Below are 21,617 nucleotides of genomic sequence, written 5' to 3' on the forward strand. Positions count from 1 at the left end.
GTTGATTTTAAAAGGCCACATATTTAGTGGCCTTTTTTTATTCTGAATTTGTCAAACTTGTTCAATGTGTAAAAATCATATTATATTTTTTTTTTCTCTTTTAGCCATCCGAGCATCTTTTCGTCATTTTTATTATTCTGGCGTTTGTTTTCTCTCCTGAGATACCGTGAGAGGGTAGTATGGGCAATGCCAATTTCCTCTGCCGTTTTCCTAATGCTCATGTTCAGAGAATCCATAGTCTCTATCATCGTTTCCGGAGACAAGCTGATTTCCATGTCCATTCCAAAATTGAATGACTGTTGGATGTCTATAGAAGGTGTTGCTGAAGGCATATCCAAGATCAATCCTGAATCATTGGAAACAGCTGATTCAACTTGAGCCAATTCTAAGTTCTTGGAAAGAGAATAAGGGTTTTCTTGATCGATAAGGTTCATTCTTTCAAGGATTTCTTCATTGACAAGCCGGTTGGAGTTGATCATCAGTTTTTTTTGATTTTCTCTTACGACCATCTCTGTCGGTAAAATGATAACATTGACCTTTGACCAGTAATTGTTCACCCATCCTTTTTTTCCAACCCGTTCTTCGTCAATCTCTTCGCTATAGGTCCAGCTCTCAATCACGCTGTCCGCCTTCAATTGATCCAAGACGTTTTCGAATTTATCCCTGATTTGTACCCCGTTATACCTGGGTGAGAAATCCATCACTTTCAATAGTGTGGACACTTTAAAGGGCTGCTGCAGAGTCCTTTTAAGGGTCCTGATTTTCCACTGGAGGTTCAAGTATCGGGTTAATCGTTTATGTTCCCTTTGAGTAAAATGGCTGTATTGGAATACTTTCAGATCCAATACTCCAAGTGATTGGTTTGGTCCATCCAGGTAGGGGGTCAAGATAGGAGAGGGTTTCACTTGCACCGCATAAATCCCTTTTGGCTCGCCCGTCTTTTTATCATAGGCAACTCGCATCTTTCCAATCTCGAACATCCTTTGAAAGTCCTTGAATTCATACAGTTCATTGTCCTGGATATCTTGTGTCTGGACTACTTTTACCTGTTCATCGCCAAGAGATACCCATATGCTTGAAAGGGCAGCCACCCGTTTCATGATATTGAAGCGATCCTCTTCACGAAAATCAATTTCTCTACCATGTGCAGACCGTTTCTTTAAATTTCGAAGGCGGAGGGCATCATTACTATGAAATTCGATATATCCGTCCGGACTCTTGGGTGTCACCATCCATAAGTATGTAATTAAATCAAAGAGGTCGGCTGTCATTTCATCTAAGGAATTGATGGTGGATTCAATCAGCTCTAGCCACATTTCCTGTTGATCGGAGGTGATCTCGGTTGTTTGTAATTCATGGGGACGGAGTTCAGCCAATCCTCTGAACTTTCCTCTGTTGTCGATTATCTCGGTTGCCAAAAGACCAGTCTCCCCTTCTTTGAAGTCCTTTTTCTTCGTTACGATGTCTCTCATTAAATGAAAATCCATATCCATGCTGGAATAAATGTAATCCCGGTGGAGGGCTTCATCAATTTTTTCTTCGTTTACGCTACGCTTAATTTCATCCGTAGGAAATTCATTGATAAAGTGCCCGGCTAAAATGACCTTTATGGTGTCTTTATAGGCGTTCACTGCTTTTTTTATCATGTTTTTGCTGATAGGTTGTTCAAAGTATAACGTCTGGGTGAACAAGGAGTAGAGGGCGCGAAAACTCAATCCCATTGTATAGCCAGGAGCCTGTTTCCTCACTTCTTCCTCAGTCATATGGTAGGCTTCCTGTTTCCATTTCTCCAGAATATAACGCCGGTCATCAAATAAGGCCTTATTTTCTTCGTATATTGATATTTTTAAAAGTTCATAGTTTAAAATCAGAGAATCAGGTATGTTTTCATACTTCATCGATAACATCCTTTCTAGTACATGCAAGGCATTCTATAAAACTAGTAAACGTGGTGCATTCTATTAGATTCATGCAATAATGCACCACTCTTTTGCTATTATAGCAAGGATTTATGGTTTATCGTAATCAAAATGCACCAATTAGTACACAGAGACCGCAGTTTTTTTAGAAAAAGCACCAATACAGTTCAAAATAGAGCAATCATACTGGTATGTTCAATAAATATATGTAGAGTGAATGCACCAATTCATCTCGTGTTATATATCCGTAAAATCATCTGCGTAACAAATTGAATGAAAGGTGTATGGAACGATGTGCACCAAACGCACCGTTTTTTTGATTCTGAGCGGAACCTGCCTATATAAACCAATCTTAAATGCACCATTTGTAACACATGAATGGAACGTTGAGCGGAACCTGTATACTAGATCAATCCATTGGTATATCTAGCATTCAATCATTTTTGTACAGACATTATTCATAGGAACCCTCCTGTGAAATTGCAATTTGAGCGGAACCTGTCTATCTGATATGCACCACCTTCTTATATAGATGAGCGGAACCTGTGTAGCATTTATCAGAAGAGAAATAACTCAAACCTCTGCCATTACAAGGTTTTCAATGTTTTTCTCTATTCCGTACTTTAATCAAAAATGGAACATTTCGACTCATTTCGGTGCAATACTTGAGCGGACCTTGCATAGAAAAAAAAAAGTGATTTTTTTTTACCCCTTGGGGCTCTAAGCTTCAAGGGGCTTTTTTTTTTGGTGCATTTCCCTTAGAGAGCACCATTTTACAAAATTCGATTTCGCTATACTGATAGGAGCAAAAAAATGTACGACAACTGTGATCATTTCAGCGATTGAATTGGGGTCACGGTCGTAAATAGCCAGCGACATGGATCGTTTTTTGCACCACTAATTAAACTACATAACTTCAAAAGGAAGAAGGTGACATAGATGGGGATAAGGGAAATTGGGAATAAAACAGGCCATGTTGTTTCAATCGTTGAAATCATGCAGTTCATGACACATAACAGTCTTTTTTTATATAAGAAAAAGGGCTCTACGGCCCTCTCTGATAGACTGGCAGCCTATGAGGCAAGGGAAGGTAGTAATCTACACAAGAAGGGCGCTGTCTTTGTCTCTCCATCGAAAGCCGACCTCACAGAAGGAAAAGGCTATGTTGTCACCTCATATGAAACGCTTCAGGAGAAACATCAAAAATTGACTCACTGGACACCCAACACCTATCGCGGTGGTGCATACTATGACTTCAAGAGACGACTGATCAAAGGTCATACCCGTGAAAATCTGAAGCAGATCAATGTCATGGGCTTTGATATCGATACGAAGGAAGTAGATTTGTACGCGCTTTATTTGGGCTGTGAGGAGCTGGGGTTGCCTCGTCCAAACCTATTACTGGAAACACCGAGAGGTTTCCAGGTCTTTTACGTTTTAGAAACGCCATTTTATATACATAAAAATCAAGATTACAAGTCTCTGAGAGTTGCAGAACGATTGTCCGACAATATTCGTAAAGCCGTTTCCAAGTATGTACCGGTGGACAAGAACTGTGTGCCTTTTGGCTTTTATCGAATCCCAAGGGAAGATAATGTCCTGGATTTCTTTGACGAGCCAGCAAACACTAGAGAACTTCTTGCCTGGTCCAAGCAATTCGAAGAACAGGAAAAAAGGAGCTTCCTTCGGGTGGTTTACGATAAGAACGATTCAGCATTTGACCAAACGTCTTCAGATTGGTATCGTGCACTAATCCTTTCGACAGGCATCCAAAAAGGATATCAAAGCGCCAGCCGTAATAATGCCCTGATGACGCTTGCCCTTGCCAATTATTCGAGTGGCCGCCCTTTGGAAGAAGCCTATGATGAACTGGACCAGTTTAATAGCCAATTGGACCATCCTTTGAAGAAAAGTGAGTTCGAGCGCACGTTGAGGAGCGCATATTCCGGTAAATATAAGGGCGTAAAACGCGCCTATGTAGATGGATTGTTGGAACTATGGACAGACGGTCGCGTTCAATTCCAAGGTAAAGAAGGCTGGTATAAATTCAAAAAACCACGCGAAGAGCGTGTCCGTTCCCATTATGATGAAAGGGAAGAGGACATCCTTGCCTATTTGACGGTTCATACGAGCCCTGTAACGCCGTTTTTAGAGGGGTCTTTACCCATGCTTGCCAAAACCTTCGGGATGGCGGTATCAACGCTAAAAGAAGTTTTGAAGCGCTCCACTAAGATAATCAAGCATTCAGTCGGTCAGGGGAGGGGCGCCTACACCCAATTAGCGAGCCGATCGATGATGTTCAGGAGTTTGTTGCAGAAGCGACAGGAACGGATTAAATATGCGCAATTGACATTTTCCGAACTATTGCCTAAACCTAATGCATTTCCACAAATGCTGATCTTTCCTTCCTTACAATCAGAATTCCTTACTTATGAGGTGGATATTCTATATAGGTCAGGGGCTTCGCCTCCTGGGAAAAGACACCTAAAATTAATAAGCCAGTCTGCCATTACATATCTATAGTATCCTCTTCTTTGGTTATATAAGAATGCATGCTTAATTCGTCTCTTTTACTATTGTTGTCAAACACATGTACGTTTATTAGATTTACAATGAGTTAAAGTTTTTATTAATAATATAGATTCATATACGTACATGGTGGGCTACTGATTGTCTTTATTATTTGCGGTTTAAAATGATGCCAAACCGAATCCTATAAAGGACGGAATACCTTCAACAGGAATGGACGGCAGTTAGACGTCATGCAATCATCGGAATCAATCGGGCGTCTGTCTGGAACTATTAGAGACCTTGAATATTCCATTCAAATTGATGTGAAACATTTTGCGGAAGTGATGAAGCAAAATGTTATTAACCTTGTTTTTCAAAGCTACAACTAGAGTGTGGGATATATTCTAACGAGGTAGCCACTTAAATATGTGGCTGCTAGGGAAGGGTGGATAGGATACGAATTATGTGAACTATGTTATGCACTATTACAATGGTGGAATTGGCAGAGTGGTTGTCGTGGGAGACGGTTAGCAATTTTTTGATGTAGAAGAAGCAAATAACATGATGAAACAATATCTTGTCGATCCTACATATCTGGCTTTGTTTTATTGCGAATGATCGGTGTACATTCGCAGCTTTCCCGGTTGTAGGCTTTGTATATCCACTATTGAGATTTTAACAATTCCTAAAGATTGGGTAAATCTATCAAGTTTTTAACTTTAATAGATTATGATGAAAAAAGTTAGTTGAAAAATGGAAAGTGAATCTTCACATTAGGATTATCTCTATTTACATCAACATCTGTATTTGCAGAAAGGAACAAACATAAAGACAAAAAGCCTTCCTTTGAATTTGGGCTTATTACCGATATCCAATATTGTGATTGTGATGCAGCGGGTGTACGCTATTACCGGAATTCGATAAGCAAACTGCAGGAAGTAACAGATGAACTCAATCAGCATGATCTTAAGTTCACCGTACAAATGGGCGATATGATCGACAGGAATGTGGACAGTTTTAATACCATTCTTCCTTATTTCAACAAAATTGAAGGTCCCCAATATAATGTGCTTGGCAACCATGATTTCGCAGTACCAACAGACCAAGTGGTTGACATTTTAGGAATGAAGAATCAATATTATGACTTTTTTGAACAAGGCTGGCGTTTTGTCGTGTTAGACACCAATGACCTGAGTCTGTATGCAAATGAACCGGGTTCTGCGAAATATCAACAAGCCGAAAAGATGTATAATCAACTACATGCGTCCGGAGCGAAAAATGCTCAGACCTGGAATGGCGGAGTAGGCTCCGAACAAATGACATGGCTACATAATGTTCTTAAAAAATCGGCTAAAAAGAATGAAAAAGTTGTGGTGATTGGGCATCATCCGGTATATCCTGCCAACGAGCACAATGCATAGAATGACGCTGAAATCATGCGGGAACTGGAGTCTGCGGGCAATGTAGTGGCTTATTTCAACGGGCATAATCATGCAGGCAATTATGGCGAGAAAAACGGAATCAAATATGTGAATTTCCAAGGAATGCTGGATACATCCGATACCAATGCGTACCCTGTAATCCAAGCTTTCAAGGATCGCTTAGAGATTGATGGTTTTGGCCGGGAGCCGGACCGCACAATCAAGGTGAATAGTACCATGAACACGATCAAGAGCAACAAAATGAAAATGACGAACATTAATAGATAGCATCGTTTACCAGAATAAAACAACCAAAGGGGCGAGCGGAAATCCGTTTGCCTCTTTGGGTTTGTTTGTCCTAACAATTTCAAAGTATTTTATTTTCTAGCACTGTTACGCAGAATGTTGATTTTTTTCTAGTCATTGTAGTGTTTTTCATATATTTTACAAGAGGTTTAATAATGTGGAATATAAGTTTTAATATGTATGTTGATATTAAAACAATATATTTGCTAGAAACAGTTTATTCTTCGAAACTATGATACTGGAATAAAAGAAGAACAGTTTTTATGCCCTAAATTTTAAATGTAATAATAGTTTTTTTAACAAGCTTTACAAACAAAGACCGTCGATTTTTGGTCTCTTTTTTTTGATTACAATCAATAACTAAGTTTAATAGAGCTAAAAAGAAAGGCTGGTTATGCAAGATTCCAAAATCTATTACTACCGAAAGGGGGCTGTATTCAGCTATAAGATACCTGATGATTTGGATGAAGATGTTATATCTCAAACAAAATTCATGCAGTTGACTAGAGAACCTTTTACTATATTAATGCATATAAAAAGATAGGGACACTGGCACTTTTTATATCATTGACATCTGTTAAATAATCATTATAGAGGCGTTCGTTTTTTTTTAAAGAGTAGGTTTAAAGTTTGCCTCTAAGGAAAACACTTCAGTGGTATTCTGTTGATTATAGTAACTGCTTTTTGTTTAGCTGTGGTAGTGTTTTCAAAAACGTATAGTCATAATTGTTATTTTATTAATATAGCAGGTTATTAATTAATAACTCTTATCGAGAGGTGGAAAATATGAGGGCTGATGCTGTTTTTGAAGGTGGTGGAGCCAGGGGAATTGCTTTTGTTGGAGCTATTCAAGCTATGGAAGAGGAAAACGTAGAATGGGAAAGACTGGCTGGAACATCTGCGGGAGCTGTAATAGCTGCTCTTTTAGCGAGCGGTTATAAAAGCTATGAAATTAGAGACCGATTAAGTGAAATTGATTTTTCAAAGCTTCGAGGGAAAACGATTTTAAATCGGATACCTATTTTCGGTACCTTTTTAGAGCTTATGGTTCATCTTGGAATTTACAAAAACGATTATTTGGAAACGTGGATGGATTCACTTCTTTCGAAAAAAGGTATTAAGACATTTGCGGATCTTCCAGATGGAAAGTTGAAGATTATTGCTTCTGATGTTTCGAATGGCCAAATGCTAATTTTGCCAGATGATTTGGATCGCTATAGTATGACTCCTGCTGATTTAAAAGTTTCGACAGCCGTTATGATGAGTGCATCCTTGCCATTTTTCTTCCGTCCGGTTATTTGGAAATCAAAAGACCGTAACAAATCCTACATTTTAGATGGTGGCTTACTTAGTAACTTCCCAATATGGATATTTGATACAACAGAGCAACCTCGTTTTCCAACGTTCGGATTCCATTTTGTTAAAGATGAAGTTAACATAGATGCGGTTATACCAACGCCGATCCATCTTTTCAAAAATATATTTAAAACGATGCTTCAAGCCCATGATTTAAGATATATGAACGAAGAAACGATTGAACGCACGATTCAAATTCCAACTGGCCACATCAATGCGACTGATTTTGAACTGAATGAAGATGAAATTGACTTTCTCTATAAATCAGGCTATAACTCTGCAAAAGAATTTTTGGCAAATTGGGATTTTGAACAATATAAGATCAAACGAATAACAAATAGGAAAGAATAGATAGAGAAAAGAAAACGCTATCGCTTAAAAACTGAGCAAGAGTGGTACAAGCTGAGCTGTTACAACGGCTCATTTTTTTATTGTGCCGAGGCAGGTTAGCATTCTTGTAGAGCGATAATTATAGGCTTTGAAAAATATAGAGCCCCCTCCTGCATCGAAAGCGTTGTAAATCGGCCAGTATGTTTACATTTCGTTTTTTCATCGTCCAACACCTCGAATATAGATCCGCAATCTCAGTATCATCATCACTTTCATATTCTTTGGTGATCTTGTAAAATGAGATCTTTTTCTTCCAAGTAACCTCAGTTCCCTTTTTTGCTACATCTATAGACTCATAGTCTTTTTGATCATAAAATAAAAACCTGTCATATAAATGACAGGTTAATTCTTTAATTGGAAAAATTTTCAGGAAATGATGGTTCATTTCCTGAAATCGTTCATCTACCCATGAAACAAATAGCCAAATACAATGCTCGAGTCTTTTTATGAAGGAGTATAAGATAGACTGGCGCTAAACGAGAGCTGTGTAATATCAGCTGCTGAGGGATCAGTCGATGCAAGAGTCCTTACACGAATACCAATACGATCACCCGCTGCGACTGTTAATGATCCGAGATTTATATTGGTTGCTGTACGGAAAGTACCGGCAGTAATAATATTATTAGGAAATCCAAATCTAAGCGAGCTAGTCAGCGGAGTTGTCACGTAAGGTGAAGAAAGATGATCAATCCCATTATTAGGAACTGAAGGTGCGACGAAAACTGTAAAATCATATTGAAGACCTAGAGTATTTATAGAAACCACTGAAGCAACCAATAAATCTGCGCTTATTTGTAAATTTTGAACGGTTCCCGCAAAGGGAATTGGGAAAGCAAAACCACCTGCTTCTGGTGGCATAGTTGATTGTCCAGAACCATCAATAACTTCAACCGTGTGATTACCGAAGCCCATTAAAATTGGAGCAGCTGATACTACTGTAGCCCCACTGAGGATAATACCCGTTGAAAATGGAATTAACCCTCCAGATCCTTGAGGTCCTTGAACGCCTTGAGGTCCCTGATTGCCTTGAGCACCAGTAGCACCTTGAGGTCCTTGTTCACCTTGAGCACCAGTAGCACCTTGTGGCCCCTGGAATCCTTGAGGTCCTTGTTCGCCTTGAGTACCAGTAGCACCTTGTGGCCCCTGGAATCCTTGCGGCCCTTGTTCGCCTTGAGCACCAGTGGCACCTTGTGGCCCCTGGAATCCTTGAGGTCCTTGTTCGCCTTGAGCACCAGTAGCACCTTGTGGCCCCTGGAATCCTTGCGGCCCTTGTTCGCCTTGAGCACCAGTAGCACCTTGTGGCCCCTGGAATCCTTGCGGCCCTTGTTCGCCTTGAGCACCAGTAGCACCTTGTGGTCCTTGGAATCCTTGCGGCCCTTGAACGCCTTGAGCACCAGTAGCACCTTGTGGTCCTTGGAATCCTTGCGGCCCTTGAACGCCTTGAGCACCAGTAGCACCTTGTGGTCCTTGGAATCCTTGAGGCCCTTGAACGCCTTGAGCACCAGTAGCACCTTGTGGACCTTGTTCGCCTTGTGGTCCTTGAACACCTTGTGGTCCTCCTGAGGGTCCTTGAGTACCTTGAGTACCTTGAGTACCTTGAGTACCTTGAGTACCTTGAGTACCTTGAGTACCTTGAGGTCCTTGAGTACCTTGAGTACCTTGAGTTCCTTGGGTTCCTTGAGTACCTTGAGTACCTTGAGTACCTTGAGGTCCTTGAGTACCTTGAGTACCTTGAGTACCTTGAGTACCTTGAGTACCTTGAGTACCTTGAGCACCTTGAGTTCCTTGAGTTCCTTGAGTTCCTTGGGCACCTTGAGCACCTTGAGTTCCTTGAGTTCCTTGAGGTCCTTGAGCACCTTGAGTTCCTTGAGCACCTTGAGGTCCTTGAGCACCTTGAGGTCCTTGAGCACCTTGAGATCCTTGAGTCCCTTGAGGTCCTTGATTACCATTAGCAGGTACGTTTACATTCACTTTAACGTTTTGCTCTACCTTTTGTTCTTGTTTAGATGAGCATTTACATTGACTATGTCCGCAATCCTTACATTTTTTATGGTCGCATTTACATTGACTATGTCCGCAATCCTTACATTTTTTATGGTCGCATTTACATTGACTATGTCCGCAATCCTTACATTTTTTATGGTCGCATTTACATTGACTATGTCCGCAATCCTTACATTTTTTATGGCCGCATTTACATTGACTATGTCCACAATCCTTACATTTTTTTTGATCGCATTTGCATTTACCATGTCCACATTTTGAACATTTTTTATCCTTACTCAATTCCTCACCCCCCTTTCCATTAATTACATAATATGGAACTAAAATTAAATTTGATTGGATTAAATTGGTTAAGTTGATTAAATTGGACGAATAACTATTATGTAGGTGACTAGCGCCATTGTTCTAGGAAGTCTATGATTATGCTAAAAACTTCCAGAGTCCTTATTTATTCCCGTCCGTCCAGGAAGGGAGAATACCCCATTCCCTCTTCTCAGGCCTATGGGCAGTTAATTAAGGCCGCAGAGTTCACTGGCGTGGAACATGCCGGCAACCATACTTTACGAAAAACGTTTGGCTATTGGTTTTACAAGGCCCACGAAGGATGGGGATGCTGCAACAGATCCTGTAGCATTCCCATCCTTCTGTCACACTTCGTTATATTGGCATTATGGAAATCTATTAATAGATCGATATATCCAACGTTCCAAAATCAGCGATAGTTTATCCCTGGTAAATAAACAGGGCGCAATTATATACATTGTTTAAAAACTACGTTTTGCGAACCAAATGATGTTGGTTGATCTGCTAAAGCAAAGTTGTAATAAAACGGACCAATCCCTCGGCAAATTACACCTTTAGTTTATCCTGGCTAAATCGATAAAAACTGAGGTATGTAGTTAGAAAGAGCATAAGGAAAAACTGCCCCCAACTATGTTGTGGAACTAGGCAAAGCCTAGTGTTTAATGGGTGAATTAAATTCTTATAGTTGCTGACCTGGGGCATCTAATTTTATCAAGTGGGTTTACATAGGGCAGATGTGCAGGGGAAAATAATCTTAAAGTAGAAGAATATCTCTCAAAATAAAAAAGACTTGATTTTCAAGTCTTTTTTATTTTCCCGGATTTTATTTTCTCTAAATTATTTAACACATAAATGGAATGATAGTAACAAACGGTAAACCACCTACTTAAAATATAGAAGGTTTTACTGGGGACCGTCAGCAAAACGCGAATTTACAACGTTAACGGGATCTGGATACAAAAATAGCCGATTTTCACCACGTTAAGGATGTAATCGGCTTTAGAACTATTCTTGATTTAAAGACAGCAATGATTCTAAGTTGGTAACTCCTTTTGGATCGAAGCGATACTCTCCAAGGAAGTTGATATGTTCCCATCCTAATGGAGATATATGCTTTAATAAATCCTCCCGTAACATTCCTTTACTTTGAAGTAATTCGGTAGGTTTGCCTAGATAAATTGTATTCCATACACTAATTGCATTAATCAAGATGTTTAAAGCACCTGATTTGAGAAAACCGATTTCTCCCGTATTGAGAAATCGGTTTTTTATTATTCATAAAAACTGCCTTAAATGCTTAGACTTAGCAAGTGTAAAGCTGCCCAAATAAATGATATGAATAAAATTACTTGACACATTCCTTCTACTTCGTAATACTATATAGTAGTACTAAGTAATGATAAGTAGTTTGTAAGGAGGATATATGAAACATCTAACGGAAATGCTTAAGGGAGTTCTTGAAGGTGGGGTGCTCCAAAAGATTCAAACAGGAGAAACCGGGAACCTACATGTACAGCTGCTGGATGGGAATGATCCGCGGTGTAATCATTTTGAAAGAAGCATAGGAGGAAGTAAAAGCTCCATAAAGAAAATCGGCTGTATCCAATGGGGATAGCTGGTTTTAAAAATATTTAGAAAATCCAGTGTGACCTACTACGTGTTATGATATACCTGTAGTAGGTCACACTGGATACCGACACCACTGAATAGTGAGGTTGCAAAAATATTTTTAAGAAAAATAGTTGACACCTCCGCTACTCGGTGTTACAGTGTACATGTAATAAGCAATACTGAATAGCATGATTTCCCAAAAGCTATTCAGTAAAAATTTCCCTTAGTACTAAGTTATACTGAATATAAGTCAGACAAAATAGAGGAGGCTCTGAACATGGAAAATTTAACTGAAATGCTGAAGGGTTCTCTGGAAGGCTGTGTGCTGGAAATCATCAGCCGCCATGAAACCTATGGCTACGAGATTACCCGACGCCTGAACGAGCTTGGGTTTACTGAAGTCGTGGAAGGGACGGTCTACACCATCCTCGTGCGATTAGAAAAGAAAAAACTGGTAACCATGAAAAAGAAACCGTCAGATATGGGGCCGCCCCGCAAGTTTTACTCACTTAATGAGGCTGGCCGCCAGGAACTTGAATTATTTTGGGAAAAATGGGATTTTCTATCATCAAAAATCAACGTCTTGAAGTCAATCTAGCTTCATAAGATATTCCGTACGATATTTTTGGAGTGTTTTGTTCAGCTTTATAAAAAAGGAGGAAAAATAACATGATGGAAATGTTCAAAAAAATGATTGGTGATAAAAAAGAATACAAGATGATGATGGCACGGGTTGAAGCCCTGCCAGAGGACTACCAGTTTGTATTTAAGAAAATTCAAAACTACATGTGGAATTTCTCAGCGGGTAGCGGGATGGATATGCTGCACATTCAGTATGAATTAATCGAGTTGTTCGAAGCCGGTGCGGCGGAAGGCAGACAAGTGCTGGAAATCACTGGGGACGACGTGGCGTCCTTTGCCGACGAACTAGTGGCAAACGCTAAAACCTATGCCGCCAAGTATCGTGAAGATTTGAATCAGAGTATCATGAAGCGATTGGGAAAAAATAAATTCAATAGATAATACCGACTGAATAGCTGGTTACAAATGTGAATTGCCACCTTCGCTATTCAGTTATATTTTCAATCGGTAATAAGTTATACAGATTATCAGTCAGACTATATAGAAGAGTATAGGCAATCTAGCTCCGCAAGGCGCTTTTTATAAGGAGGAAAAATAACATGATGGAAATGTTCAAAAAAATGATTGGTGATAAAAAAGAATACAAGATGATGATGGCACGGGTTGAAGCCCTGCCAGAGGACTACCAGTTTGTATTTAAGAAAATTCAAAACTACATGTGGAATTTCTCAGCGGGCAGCGGGATGGATATGCTGCACATTCAGTATGAATTAATCGAGTTATTCGAAGCCGGTGCGGCGGAAGGCAGACAAGTGCTGGAAATCACTGGGGACGACGTGGCGTCCTTTGCCGACGAACTAGTGGCAAACGCTAAAACCTATGTCGCCAAGTATCGTGAAGATTTGAATCAGAGTATCATGAAGCGATTGGGAAAAAATAAATTCAATAGATAATACCGACTGAATAGCTGGTTACAAATGTGAATTGCCACCTTCGCTATTCAGTTATATTTTCAACCCGGTAATAAGTTATACAGATTATCAGTCAGACTATATAGAAGAGTATAGGCAATCTAGCTCCGCAAGGCGCTTTTTATAAGGAGGAAAAAAGTATGAGCAATGCAGCGATTTCTGTAAAAGGGTTAAAAAAATCCTTTAAAGACAATGAAGTCTTAAAGGGGGTGGATTTTGAGGTGCGGCGTGGCGAAATTTTCGCACTGCTGGGCTCAAATGGAGCGGGCAAGACGACGACGGTCAACATCCTCTCGACTCTGATGAAGGCCGATGGCGGCGAAGTAGGTATTTGCGGCTTTGACGTCCAGCGTCAACCGGATCATGTTCGCCAGAGCATCAGCCTGACAGGGCAGTTCGCAGCTTTAGACGGCATGCTCACAGGGCGGGAAAACCTGATGATGATCGCCAAGTTGCGGGGAGTTTCCAATCCCGCTCAAGTCGCCGACAATCTGCTTGCAAGATTCAGCCTGACCGATGCGGCCAACCGCCGGGCGGACAAATATTCCGGCGGGATGAAGCGCCGGCTTGACATCGCCATGAGCCTGATCGGGACGCCAGCAGTCATTTTTCTCGACGAACCGACGACAGGGCTTGACCCCGAAGCGCGGATTGAAGTCTGGGATACCGTCAAGGAGCTTGCCGGCGGCGGCACGACCATCTTGCTGACGACCCAGTACCTGGAGGAAGCCGAACAACTGGCGGACCGTATCGCCATCCTGCACGGCGGAAAAATCATCACGACCGGTACCCTTACCGAACTCAAGGAGATGTTCCCGCCAGTGAAAGTGGAGTACATCGAGAAGCAGCCGACATTGGAGGAAATTTTCCTCGCGATCATCGGCAAAAAGGAGGAGATGTAAATGAAAAGCAAAACAGGGGTATTACTAGGGCGTTTAATGCGCAACATCATGCGCAGCCCGGATACGATTATCACGGTGGCGATTACGCCGATTATGATGCTGCTGCTGTTTGTCTACGTATTTGGCGGCGCCATAGAGACAGGCACGGACAACTACGTCAATTATTTATTGCCGGGAATCTTGCTGATGGCTATCGCATCCGGCGTCGCTTACACTTCCGTGCGGCTGTTTACGGATGTAAAGAGCGGGCTGATGGCGCGTTTCATTACCATGCCCATCAAGCGCTCGTCGGTATTGTGGGCTCACGTGTTGACCTCGCTTGTTTCCAATGCGCTTACTGTCGTGGTGGTTATCCTCGTCGCGCTCTTGATGGGCTTCCGTTCCAGCGCTGATATCCTGGATTGGCTCGCGGTAGCTGGGATACTCGGGCTGTTTACGCTGGCGCTGACATGGCTGGCGGTCATTCCCGGATTGACAGCGGGGTCTATGGAAGGGGCGACAGCCTACTCGTACCCGCTGATTTTCCTGCCGTTTATAAGCTCAGCGTTTGTACCAACCGAGTCGATGCCTTCGGTAGTTCGCGCCTTTGCCGAAAATCAACCGGTAACCTCGATAGTGGAATCCATTCGTGCGTTGTTGTCAAATCAGCCAGTGGGTAATGATATATGGATTGCTCTTGCCTGGTGCTTTGGGATTATGATAGTGGCTTATATCTTTGCAATGAGGGCGTATAAAAAGCGGGTATGAAGAATATGACGGAAAATATAAAATTAGCAGAGGTACAGCTACAGAGAGGGAAAATTGAAAATTTTTTCACTAAAACCAACGGGGGCGTTAGCTTAATAAGCCAAATTAAAAAATCGGTTCCTAAACATAAAAGGAATCGATTTTTTTCTATGCTGTAATTTGCTTAGCGTTGTAAATCCGCGTTTTGCTGGCGGTACCCCATCGCTATCAAGCTAAGCTAATGCAAAGTCAATTTTAGGCGAGATTGTTTCTTTTTTCTAAAGGGCAAGTGTAGGTGATTGAAAGATTTGCATACGAAATAAACCCTAACGGGTTTCACTTTTTTGAATTAAGCGGCTTTATTATCAGACATGGTACAATTGTAAACGACACCTAATATATCAAAGACCGTTTTTTTCTCATATCGATGAGATTTCCGCCCGTTTTGCTGTAGGAGATTGAACAGGCGAAGTAACACCTTTGATAGCTCTTGGGTGTTTTTTTGTATAGTTTGGAATAGAAGAAGAAAATAGTCTTTAATCATATATATGGCTTTATACTCACTAAGCTCTCGTTTTTTCTTCATGAGGAGCAATTGGCGCATTTGAAACATGATAGAAGAACAGAGTAGAATGGCAATCAATTGTCCATACAAATGGCACTCCCATCTTTCTGGTTTTATCTTTTTACACTGATGAATTTGAAAGAATGATTTCCATGTTTTAAATAAAATTTCGATTTGCCAACGTAAAGAGTACCAATCATGTACTTGTCCCATCGGGACAATATCTGTAGGGGTGTTTGTCATATATACATTGATACCACTGAGTCGTTTACTACGAGGAGAATACTTCATTCCTTTCTTTTTTTCTCTTACAGCTTGATCTTGTAATCGTTTTTGTTGTTGTTCTTTTGTTAGCCGATGAACAATCACACGAGTTGGTACTTTATCAGTCATTCCTACATAAGCGTCGGATATCTCGCATGTTTGTCCTGGTTGAAGTGAGTTCATTAAGACCTCCATATCTATCTGTATATACTCTGGACCTTTCTTGATTCTTCCATCTTGAAAATAATCAGGATTGGGATTTTTTTGATAAATACGAGTATTTGATTTAATACGAGAGATATAGTAAGCCTTTTTATCTTGTATATGTTGAAGATCTTTCAAGTGAAAATAACCTAAGTCACGGATACATAAATTGTCACAGTTGGGACACACAGAGAACCATAGGTTCGATCATGTTGTTTACCTGGACCTGTATGAATATGTAGGAACTGTCCGCTTAATAGATCATACTCAAGCTGAATCTTCACCCCGGCTGTATGACTGCATCCTCCTGCACCTGGATAAACAGATGAAAATACATCGGGAAGTTGAAATGCAGTTGAATCTAGGATACGAATACGCTTAAAAATAGAAGTGTATGGAGAAGAGAGCAGCTTAGTTGAAGATAACTTTTGGTTGAGAAGTTCAGCTAACACTTGTTGTAGAAATTGCACGGCTGTGGCATTAAATCGTTGATTCAGTCCCTCAGGACTGATAAGTACTTCTGTTGATGCTTCTAAACAACTACATAACTGGGTTAAAGAGGTTTTAGCGACATTTTGACTCATCCATACACATAAAGCAACTAAATCTTTTGCTTGGTACTTACTGGTTCGTTGTACAAAACCAACATCTCTAGCAAGATCCCGTAAGGTATTTGGAGATAAAAAACTTTGAATCTCTTGAGCAAATAGTTGTAATTCGTCAGACACAGAAACAGACATAAAAAACGCCATCCTTTCCTATGATTCTACAGAAAGAATAGCGTATTTTTTCATTTTAGGCGGCATTTTTTTTTACTAGCTTGATAGCGATGTGGTAGGGCCCTGTATTTGACTCTTTTTCTACACCTAGATATTCTAGTGTTCGTACTAACATAAGTGCAGCCTGTTGACGTGTGAGTGTGCCATACGGGTTAAACTTAGTAGTTGAAACACCTCGGATAATTCCTGCATCGTATAGGGCTTGTACATCATAATACCGGCTGCGAACGTATTTACACCGAGAAAATGAGTGGAGCAAAAGATGATCGCCCAGAACTGGTATGCTAGCTGTTCTTGCAGAGTTTGAGCGTGATATTATTCGTGGAAGCCTCTTTGTAAAGATAATGCGTAAATACAAACAAAACCAGCAAAACACCTTTTCTGTGTCGTACTGGTTTTGTTGAAGTCCATCTTGAATTGTAGCTAGTTCAACGTGATTGCAAATTCCGAGTTCGGCGCTCCAGCAAATACAACCGTTCCGTTCTTCGGCAGTTTTACTTTGTTATTGCCGCTCACAATGGTAAAATCGACGCATACTCCCTTCTCATCATACACCGCGAACGAACCCTTCGATGGCAACGTCACGGTCATCGTTTTCTCGGCTGCCGATTGCGGGATCGTAAACCATTTCGCATGCCCATTTGCTTGCAGCGTAACTTTAGATGATTGCCCTACATCAAGTGGTTTTACGTTAGTTCCACTTACGTATAACAACCCGGCCATCTCCATAAATTCATTGCCGCCTTCTGTATAGAAATGGGTTTCCGTTGTATCACGACCATTCATCACGGGGATCTGGAGCTGATGCGCCGCGGTGTCCGGACCTGTAATTTTTCTGCCATCCCAATAGCCTTCCAGGCCTTCCTTGCGAGTAATCTGTGTGGTAAGAAGTTTCGGTTGTACGAGATATTCAATAGAACTAAATTTCTCGTTCACAAGATAGAACTTGACGCCTTCCCGCTTTGCCCATGCAGCAGCGGTTTTCTTCGATAGCACGTTTTCTTCTAGTTTCTCAGCTAAATAGTGAGTCATCACACTTTGCCCTAAGCTTGGCTGCGATTTATATGTGCTCTCCCTCAAATAAGTTCTTCCATTCTTCTCGGTCACGAAGTTGAGCTTGGAAGTACCCTTCTCATTAATAAAGCTTCCATCCGCAGTATATACATATTTTTCTTCTCGATTAGATGGTAAGAACAGTTCTCCATTCTTCGTAATTTCAATTTTGAAATGAGTTTCGCTATTGCCATAAAAGCCCGCTTTCTTTGTCACATCTTGAGGCATCTTGACCTTGACCGGCTCGCCAAAGGATTTGTTCGGCTTGATGTCCTTAATTGTGCCCTTGTCTTTGAGCACGGCGAGCAGCAATTCAGTCGCCATCAGTTGATTTGTAGAACTCCGTCCACCGGATGACAACACAACTGCTGCCATTTTCTGTTCCGGAAGCACGACCAGTATAGCATGTTGCAGTGCCGTGTCGCCGCCCTTAGTCAAAGCTTTTATCCCATATTCACTGAATGGGTATAGTTTCACACTATCCCAGCCAAGACCATAGTTAAAAATATTATCTCCATCCCCCGGCCACATCCCTTTTTTATATTCCTCTTGCTCCATTGCCTTGACTACTTTATCAGAGAGGATCCCTTTTCCCTGTCCCATAAATAGTTGTGAGAATCTTACCATATCTTCTGCCGTGGAAGAGATCCCTCCCGTACCAATCACATTCACTGCTTCAATTGGAAGCTGCCCTTGGTACGCCGGAAAATAAAGTCCAGCCCGCTTCTCGTCTCTCCATTTGTCCTGCGGCGTTTTTGTATGATTCATCTTTAAAGGTTCTGTAAGCCGTTGATGTAGAAATTCTGTAAAGCTCATACCGCTGACTCTTTCCACTAAAATTTCGGCCAGTGTAAAGCCATCGTTGCAGTATACCGAGAACGAGCCTGGGTCCGCTTTCAGGCTCTGGTTCGACAATTGCTGCAACAAGGTATCATGGGCATAGGTATCATTATCGTTAAATAAAAATGCATTACTTAACGTGGAACCTTGCAAGCCAGAGGAGTGATTCAACAACATACGCGGCGTAATGCGTTTGTACCGCTCATCTTTCATCTTAAAATCAGGAACATAGTTGACGACAGGAGCATCCAAATCGACTTTTCCTTCGTCGACTAATTTCATTACGGCCGCTGTTGCATACATTTTACTGACTGAACCAATCCCGTATAGAGTATCTTTGGTTAACGGCTGTTCCCCTTCCATATCGTTCTTGCCAGCCTGCCCTGACAAAATAAGTTTGCCATTATCAATTAGCGCATACTGCACGCTAGTCGCCCCATGGGACTTCGTGAGTAGCGCAGCCTTCTCTGCTGCAATCTTCTTCAGTTCTTGGCTAGCTACTTCTTCGATAGTTACAACTGTAGTCTTACTGTCAGAAAATGCTTTCGCCCCTGTTGGTAGGATCATAGTTAGCGCTAATATAGCGGCTAACACACCAGTTAGCTTATTTTTCATGAGGAAATTGCCTCCTTAGATAAGTGATCGATTTCATCATTTATTTGTTTAGCTATGAGAATATGATAAAATTTATCCGTTCTTCCTTTTGACCTACTTGCTAAATTCAGCAAGTAAAATATTTTTAAAAGGATTAGGACTGTCAGCGCTACCCAAACTGTTCCAATTGACAGCCAACGTATGCTTGCCTCCAAGTGTACCCCCAACAAGAGTAGTAAACCCTAGAATGCCACCTGTGTGTCCCCATATCGAGACACCGTTCGGAAGCTTAGTTTCATAGATTCCAAGACCATATCCATCGATTCCTTCTTTTCCTGTAGGGACTGTAGTAAGCATTTGTTTTAGTTGTTGTTCTTTCAGTAATTTGCCACCGAGCAAGTAAGAGAAGAATTTGTTTAAGTCGTCAGCAGTAGAAATCATATCTCCAGCAGAGCTACCTGCACTTGGGTTATAATAAGTAACGTCTTTTAGCTCACTTGTTCCGTCTAGTTGGACATATCCACGTGCATGGTTGGTGCCTGGAATAACGCTTGAATTGCCAGGTAGGAATGTATTCGACAATTCAAGTGGTTCAATAATCCGATTTTCAATCTCTTCCGCATAGCTGTTTCTAGTTACTTTTTCAATAAGAATACCCAGTAATACGTATCCTGTGTTTGAATAAGACCACCCCTCTCCTGGGTCAAAGTCTGGAGGCAGAGAAACCCCCATCTTCACTAACTCTTCAGCCGTATACGATTTTTTTGTATCCATAAAATCAGCGTCTTTTGACCTTGAGTATTCAGCGATACCACTTGTATGGTTCAATATCTGCCGGATGGTAATCTGGTTACCATCATATCCATTTCCTTGAATGGCACCAGGCAACCATTTTTCAATGGAGTCGTCTAGATTCAGGCGGTTCTCTCCAGCTAATTGAAGTACAACTGTTGCGGTGAACGTCTTCGTCACACTACCAATGCGAAAGCGAAAATCTGTTTTCATTGGTTTTTTGGTTCTCAGATCCGCTATCCCAGCGGCATAACCCCACGTTTTTCCACGCTCAGAAGTTTTAGCAAGTATCCCCGGGTATCCAAATTGCAATGTATCCCGCATTGCTTCCTTGACGGAATTACGATCTCGTTGGTTGCTTGTTTGTAATGAACTAGATACATTTTGAGTGGGCTCTGCTTTTACAATTGAGGTTGGCGTTGTATATAACAGGGAACTTCCAGCTATTAAAAGGGCCAGACTTGCAAATGTAATTTGCCTACGTATTTTCATAAGGCATTCCTCTCCTCTATTAATATTGTATAGGTGGTTGCTTACTGTTCCTTACCTCCTGACAAGGCTTAGGGAAAAGGCCCTCACTCATATAGATTAAAGCCCCAGTACAAAGGTATCTATCAATATCAACAATTTGAGCCATTTAAATCTACACCCCTTCTATAACAAAATTATTTAAAGGTATGAAAGGATATTATGTATCCTTAGTTATTGCTAGATTAACGCAACATGAGACATACCACCAACCCATATTTTACCTTATTTATCCATAATATGCATTAAGAAAGAATGTAAATTCGAATCATTTCCGTACCCAAACTATTGATCGTCTTTTTCACCAATTATAATTAGATATTTAGAATTTCATTATAAAAAACTGTAAAAAAAATAACCAATCCCTTAACATATAGGAAGCGGTTGAAAAATGTGTCTAAACGTACAATTTTCTTTTTTTGATATGGTGACCCTATCGCCAGCAAGCTAAGGTTTTGAAGTACCCCCTAAATGAAAATTTTCTTTCTCTACAGTTAGTTATTTTGAGAAGTAAGCTCATTTTTTTGTTTTTGGGGGGTTTACTTTTCTTAAGTTGATGGCAATGTGGCGGTACCCCTATTAGGATATTTATGCCCGGCAAATCCAAATGTTCCAACATAGATTCTACTCTACCTCCTGCGTTTAAGAGCAAAAGACGTTTAAATGGTTTGGAATCCTCTTCACAGTTCTTCTTTCTACTTCTTCATTTATTGCAACACATTTACCCTAATTTTAATTCTTAAGTCAGCATCAGCGAATACCCCTGGTTCGCTCGGCGAAACCTCGACCAAATTTATGGATTGGCCTTGTCGGATATAAAAAAGGCAGCCTTGACTATGAAAGCGTTGGCCAACAAAATGTTCGCTCAATTAATGGCCAAGAATTACAAGGGAAGAATGTAGCAGAGAACGTAGCAGTAACGCCAACGAATCAAAGACAAACGATTCAACAAGTTATCGTTAACAGCTTAAATAATCATCCAAATGGTAACAAGAA

At 40.8% G+C, this 21,617-nt stretch carries 17 protein-coding genes and 4 pseudogenes; 12 read left to right on the forward strand and 9 right to left on the reverse strand.

The genetic code is table 11. The features are described 5' to 3' along the window. Positions 1-80: 80 nt before the first annotated feature. Positions 81-1,898 carry a hypothetical protein gene (locus RE409_RS29655; protein ID WP_201225767.1) on the reverse strand — a complete coding sequence of 606 codons (1,818 nt, stop codon included), beginning with the start codon at positions 1,896-1,898 and terminating at the stop codon, positions 81-83. Between the two features lie 960 nt (positions 1,899-2,858). On the opposite strand from RE409_RS29655, the gene RE409_RS29660 reads away from it, so the two are divergent. From RE409_RS29660 to RE409_RS29680, 5 genes are all read left to right on the forward strand, one after another. Next, entirely contained in the window at positions 2,859-4,442 is a 1,584-nt protein-coding gene (locus RE409_RS29660; RefSeq protein ID WP_201225765.1) for a primase C-terminal domain-containing protein, read from the forward strand. Between the two features lie 239 nt (positions 4,443-4,681). Then, on the forward strand, positions 4,682-4,819 hold the full coding sequence (locus RE409_RS29665; protein ID WP_201225762.1) for a lysozyme family protein: 138 nt from the start codon (positions 4,682-4,684) through the stop codon (positions 4,817-4,819). 480 nt (positions 4,820-5,299) lie between these two features. Then, a complete protein-coding gene (locus RE409_RS29670; RefSeq protein ID WP_309559653.1) occupies positions 5,300-5,851 on the forward strand; it encodes a metallophosphoesterase in 552 nt (183 codons plus the stop codon). 15 nt (positions 5,852-5,866) lie between these two features. Next, entirely contained in the window at positions 5,867-6,139 is a 273-nt protein-coding gene (locus tag RE409_RS29675) for a metallophosphoesterase family protein (protein WP_201225760.1), read from the forward strand. An 804-nt stretch (positions 6,140-6,943) separates the two neighbouring features. After that, positions 6,944-7,864: a patatin-like phospholipase family protein gene (locus RE409_RS29680; protein WP_201225758.1), complete on the forward strand. Its 921-nt coding sequence runs from the start codon at positions 6,944-6,946 to the stop codon at positions 7,862-7,864. Positions 7,865-8,347: 483 nt separating this feature from the next. Here the strand turns inward: RE409_RS29680 and RE409_RS29685 are convergent, their stop codons facing one another. The 3 genes and pseudogenes from RE409_RS29685 to RE409_RS29695 all read right to left on the reverse strand — a co-directional run bounded on the left by RE409_RS29685 (position 8,348) and on the right by RE409_RS29695 (position 10,155). Then, positions 8,348-8,761, reverse strand: a complete 414-nt coding sequence (locus RE409_RS29685; protein ID WP_309559657.1) for a hypothetical protein — start codon at positions 8,759-8,761, stop codon at positions 8,348-8,350. Positions 8,762-8,881: 120 nt separating this feature from the next. Continuing rightward, positions 8,882-9,856 (reverse strand): annotated as a pseudogene (locus tag RE409_RS29690) (collagen-like protein); the annotation flags it as partial. Between the two features lie 32 nt (positions 9,857-9,888). Further along, on the reverse strand, positions 9,889-10,155 hold the full coding sequence (locus RE409_RS29695) for a hypothetical protein (protein WP_242486196.1): 267 nt from the start codon (positions 10,153-10,155) through the stop codon (positions 9,889-9,891). Positions 10,156-10,365: 210 nt separating this feature from the next. On the opposite strand from RE409_RS29695, the pseudogene RE409_RS29700 reads away from it, so the two are divergent. Beyond that, a pseudogene (locus RE409_RS29700) lies at positions 10,366-10,535 on the forward strand (site-specific integrase); the annotation flags it as partial. A 680-nt stretch (positions 10,536-11,215) separates the two neighbouring features. Here RE409_RS29700 and RE409_RS29705 read toward each other — a convergent pair. After that, a pseudogene (locus tag RE409_RS29705) lies at positions 11,216-11,440 on the reverse strand (Tn3 family transposase); the annotation flags it as partial. Between the two features lie 193 nt (positions 11,441-11,633). On the opposite strand from RE409_RS29705, the gene RE409_RS29710 reads away from it, so the two are divergent. The 6 genes from RE409_RS29710 (at position 11,634) to RE409_RS29735 (ending at position 15,023) form a co-directional block, all read left to right on the forward strand. Further along, positions 11,634-11,825 carry a hypothetical protein gene (locus RE409_RS29710; RefSeq protein WP_201225754.1) on the forward strand — a complete coding sequence of 64 codons (192 nt, stop codon included), beginning with the start codon at positions 11,634-11,636 and terminating at the stop codon, positions 11,823-11,825. A gap of 273 nt (positions 11,826-12,098) precedes the next feature. Beyond that, positions 12,099-12,419 (forward strand): PadR family transcriptional regulator, encoded by a 321-nt coding sequence (locus RE409_RS29715; RefSeq protein WP_098174449.1) that lies wholly within the window; start codon positions 12,099-12,101, stop codon positions 12,417-12,419. 71 nt (positions 12,420-12,490) lie between these two features. After that, positions 12,491-12,844 (forward strand): DUF1048 domain-containing protein, encoded by a 354-nt coding sequence (locus RE409_RS29720; protein WP_201225752.1) that lies wholly within the window; start codon positions 12,491-12,493, stop codon positions 12,842-12,844. A gap of 158 nt (positions 12,845-13,002) precedes the next feature. Continuing rightward, a complete protein-coding gene (locus tag RE409_RS29725; protein ID WP_057219647.1) occupies positions 13,003-13,356 on the forward strand; it encodes a DUF1048 domain-containing protein in 354 nt (117 codons plus the stop codon). 158 nt (positions 13,357-13,514) lie between these two features. After that, positions 13,515-14,276 (forward strand): ABC transporter ATP-binding protein, encoded by a 762-nt coding sequence (locus tag RE409_RS29730; protein WP_201225750.1) that lies wholly within the window; start codon positions 13,515-13,517, stop codon positions 14,274-14,276. Next, complete coding sequence (locus tag RE409_RS29735) at positions 14,277-15,023, forward strand: ABC transporter permease (protein ID WP_201184393.1); 747 nt, start codon at positions 14,277-14,279, stop codon at positions 15,021-15,023. A gap of 328 nt (positions 15,024-15,351) precedes the next feature. Here the strand turns inward: RE409_RS29735 and RE409_RS29740 are convergent. From RE409_RS29740 to RE409_RS29750, 4 genes and pseudogenes are all read right to left on the reverse strand, one after another. Next, positions 15,352-16,775: pseudogene (locus RE409_RS29740) on the reverse strand (IS4 family transposase). 55 nt (positions 16,776-16,830) lie between these two features. Continuing rightward, positions 16,831-17,190 (reverse strand): S-layer homology domain-containing protein, encoded by a 360-nt coding sequence (locus RE409_RS30845; protein ID WP_397443456.1) that lies wholly within the window; start codon positions 17,188-17,190, stop codon positions 16,831-16,833. A 47-nt stretch (positions 17,191-17,237) separates the two neighbouring features. Beyond that, entirely contained in the window at positions 17,238-19,322 is a 2,085-nt protein-coding gene (locus RE409_RS29745; RefSeq protein WP_309559649.1) for a serine hydrolase domain-containing protein, read from the reverse strand. 93 nt (positions 19,323-19,415) lie between these two features. Further along, the gene (locus RE409_RS29750; RefSeq protein ID WP_201225742.1) at positions 19,416-20,585 is read right to left on the reverse strand and encodes a serine hydrolase domain-containing protein; all 1,170 of its coding nucleotides are present in this window, start codon (positions 20,583-20,585) and stop codon (positions 19,416-19,418) included. Positions 20,586-21,617 lie beyond the last annotated feature (1,032 nt).

The organism is Peribacillus sp. R9-11 (genome assembly GCF_031345095.1).
GTDB classification, from domain to species: Bacteria; Bacillota; Bacilli; order Bacillales; family DSM-1321; genus Peribacillus; species Peribacillus butanolivorans.

Excerpts from the sequence above, each read along its gene's own strand:
- RE409_RS29655 (WP_201225767.1), bottom strand. The coding sequence starts at position 1,898 with ATGAAGTATGAAAACATACCTGATTCTCTGATTTTAAACTATGAACTT.
- RE409_RS29680 (WP_201225758.1), top strand. The coding sequence starts at position 6,944 with ATGAGGGCTGATGCTGTTTTTGAAGGTGGTGGAGCCAGGGGAATTGCT.
- RE409_RS29695 (WP_242486196.1), bottom strand. The coding sequence starts at position 10,155 with ATGGTAAATGCAAATGCGATCAAAAAAAATGTAAGGATTGTGGACATA.
- RE409_RS29710 (WP_201225754.1), top strand. The coding sequence starts at position 11,634 with ATGAAACATCTAACGGAAATGCTTAAGGGAGTTCTTGAAGGTGGGGTG.
- RE409_RS29730 (WP_201225750.1), top strand. The coding sequence starts at position 13,515 with ATGAGCAATGCAGCGATTTCTGTAAAAGGGTTAAAAAAATCCTTTAAA.
- RE409_RS29685 (WP_309559657.1), bottom strand. The coding sequence starts at position 8,761 with ATGCCACCAGAAGCAGGTGGTTTTGCTTTCCCAATTCCCTTTGCGGGA.
- RE409_RS29720 (WP_201225752.1), top strand. The coding sequence starts at position 12,491 with ATGATGGAAATGTTCAAAAAAATGATTGGTGATAAAAAAGAATACAAG.
- RE409_RS29675 (WP_201225760.1), top strand. The coding sequence starts at position 5,867 with ATGCGGGAACTGGAGTCTGCGGGCAATGTAGTGGCTTATTTCAACGGG.
- RE409_RS29715 (WP_098174449.1), top strand. The coding sequence starts at position 12,099 with ATGGAAAATTTAACTGAAATGCTGAAGGGTTCTCTGGAAGGCTGTGTG.
- RE409_RS29665 (WP_201225762.1), top strand. The coding sequence starts at position 4,682 with ATGCAATCATCGGAATCAATCGGGCGTCTGTCTGGAACTATTAGAGAC.
- RE409_RS29745 (WP_309559649.1), bottom strand. The coding sequence starts at position 19,322 with ATGAAAAATAAGCTAACTGGTGTGTTAGCCGCTATATTAGCGCTAACT.
- RE409_RS29735 (WP_201184393.1), top strand. The coding sequence starts at position 14,277 with ATGAAAAGCAAAACAGGGGTATTACTAGGGCGTTTAATGCGCAACATC.
- RE409_RS29660 (WP_201225765.1), top strand. The coding sequence starts at position 2,859 with ATGGGGATAAGGGAAATTGGGAATAAAACAGGCCATGTTGTTTCAATC.
- RE409_RS29750 (WP_201225742.1), bottom strand. The coding sequence starts at position 20,585 with ATGAAAATACGTAGGCAAATTACATTTGCAAGTCTGGCCCTTTTAATA.
- RE409_RS29725 (WP_057219647.1), top strand. The coding sequence starts at position 13,003 with ATGATGGAAATGTTCAAAAAAATGATTGGTGATAAAAAAGAATACAAG.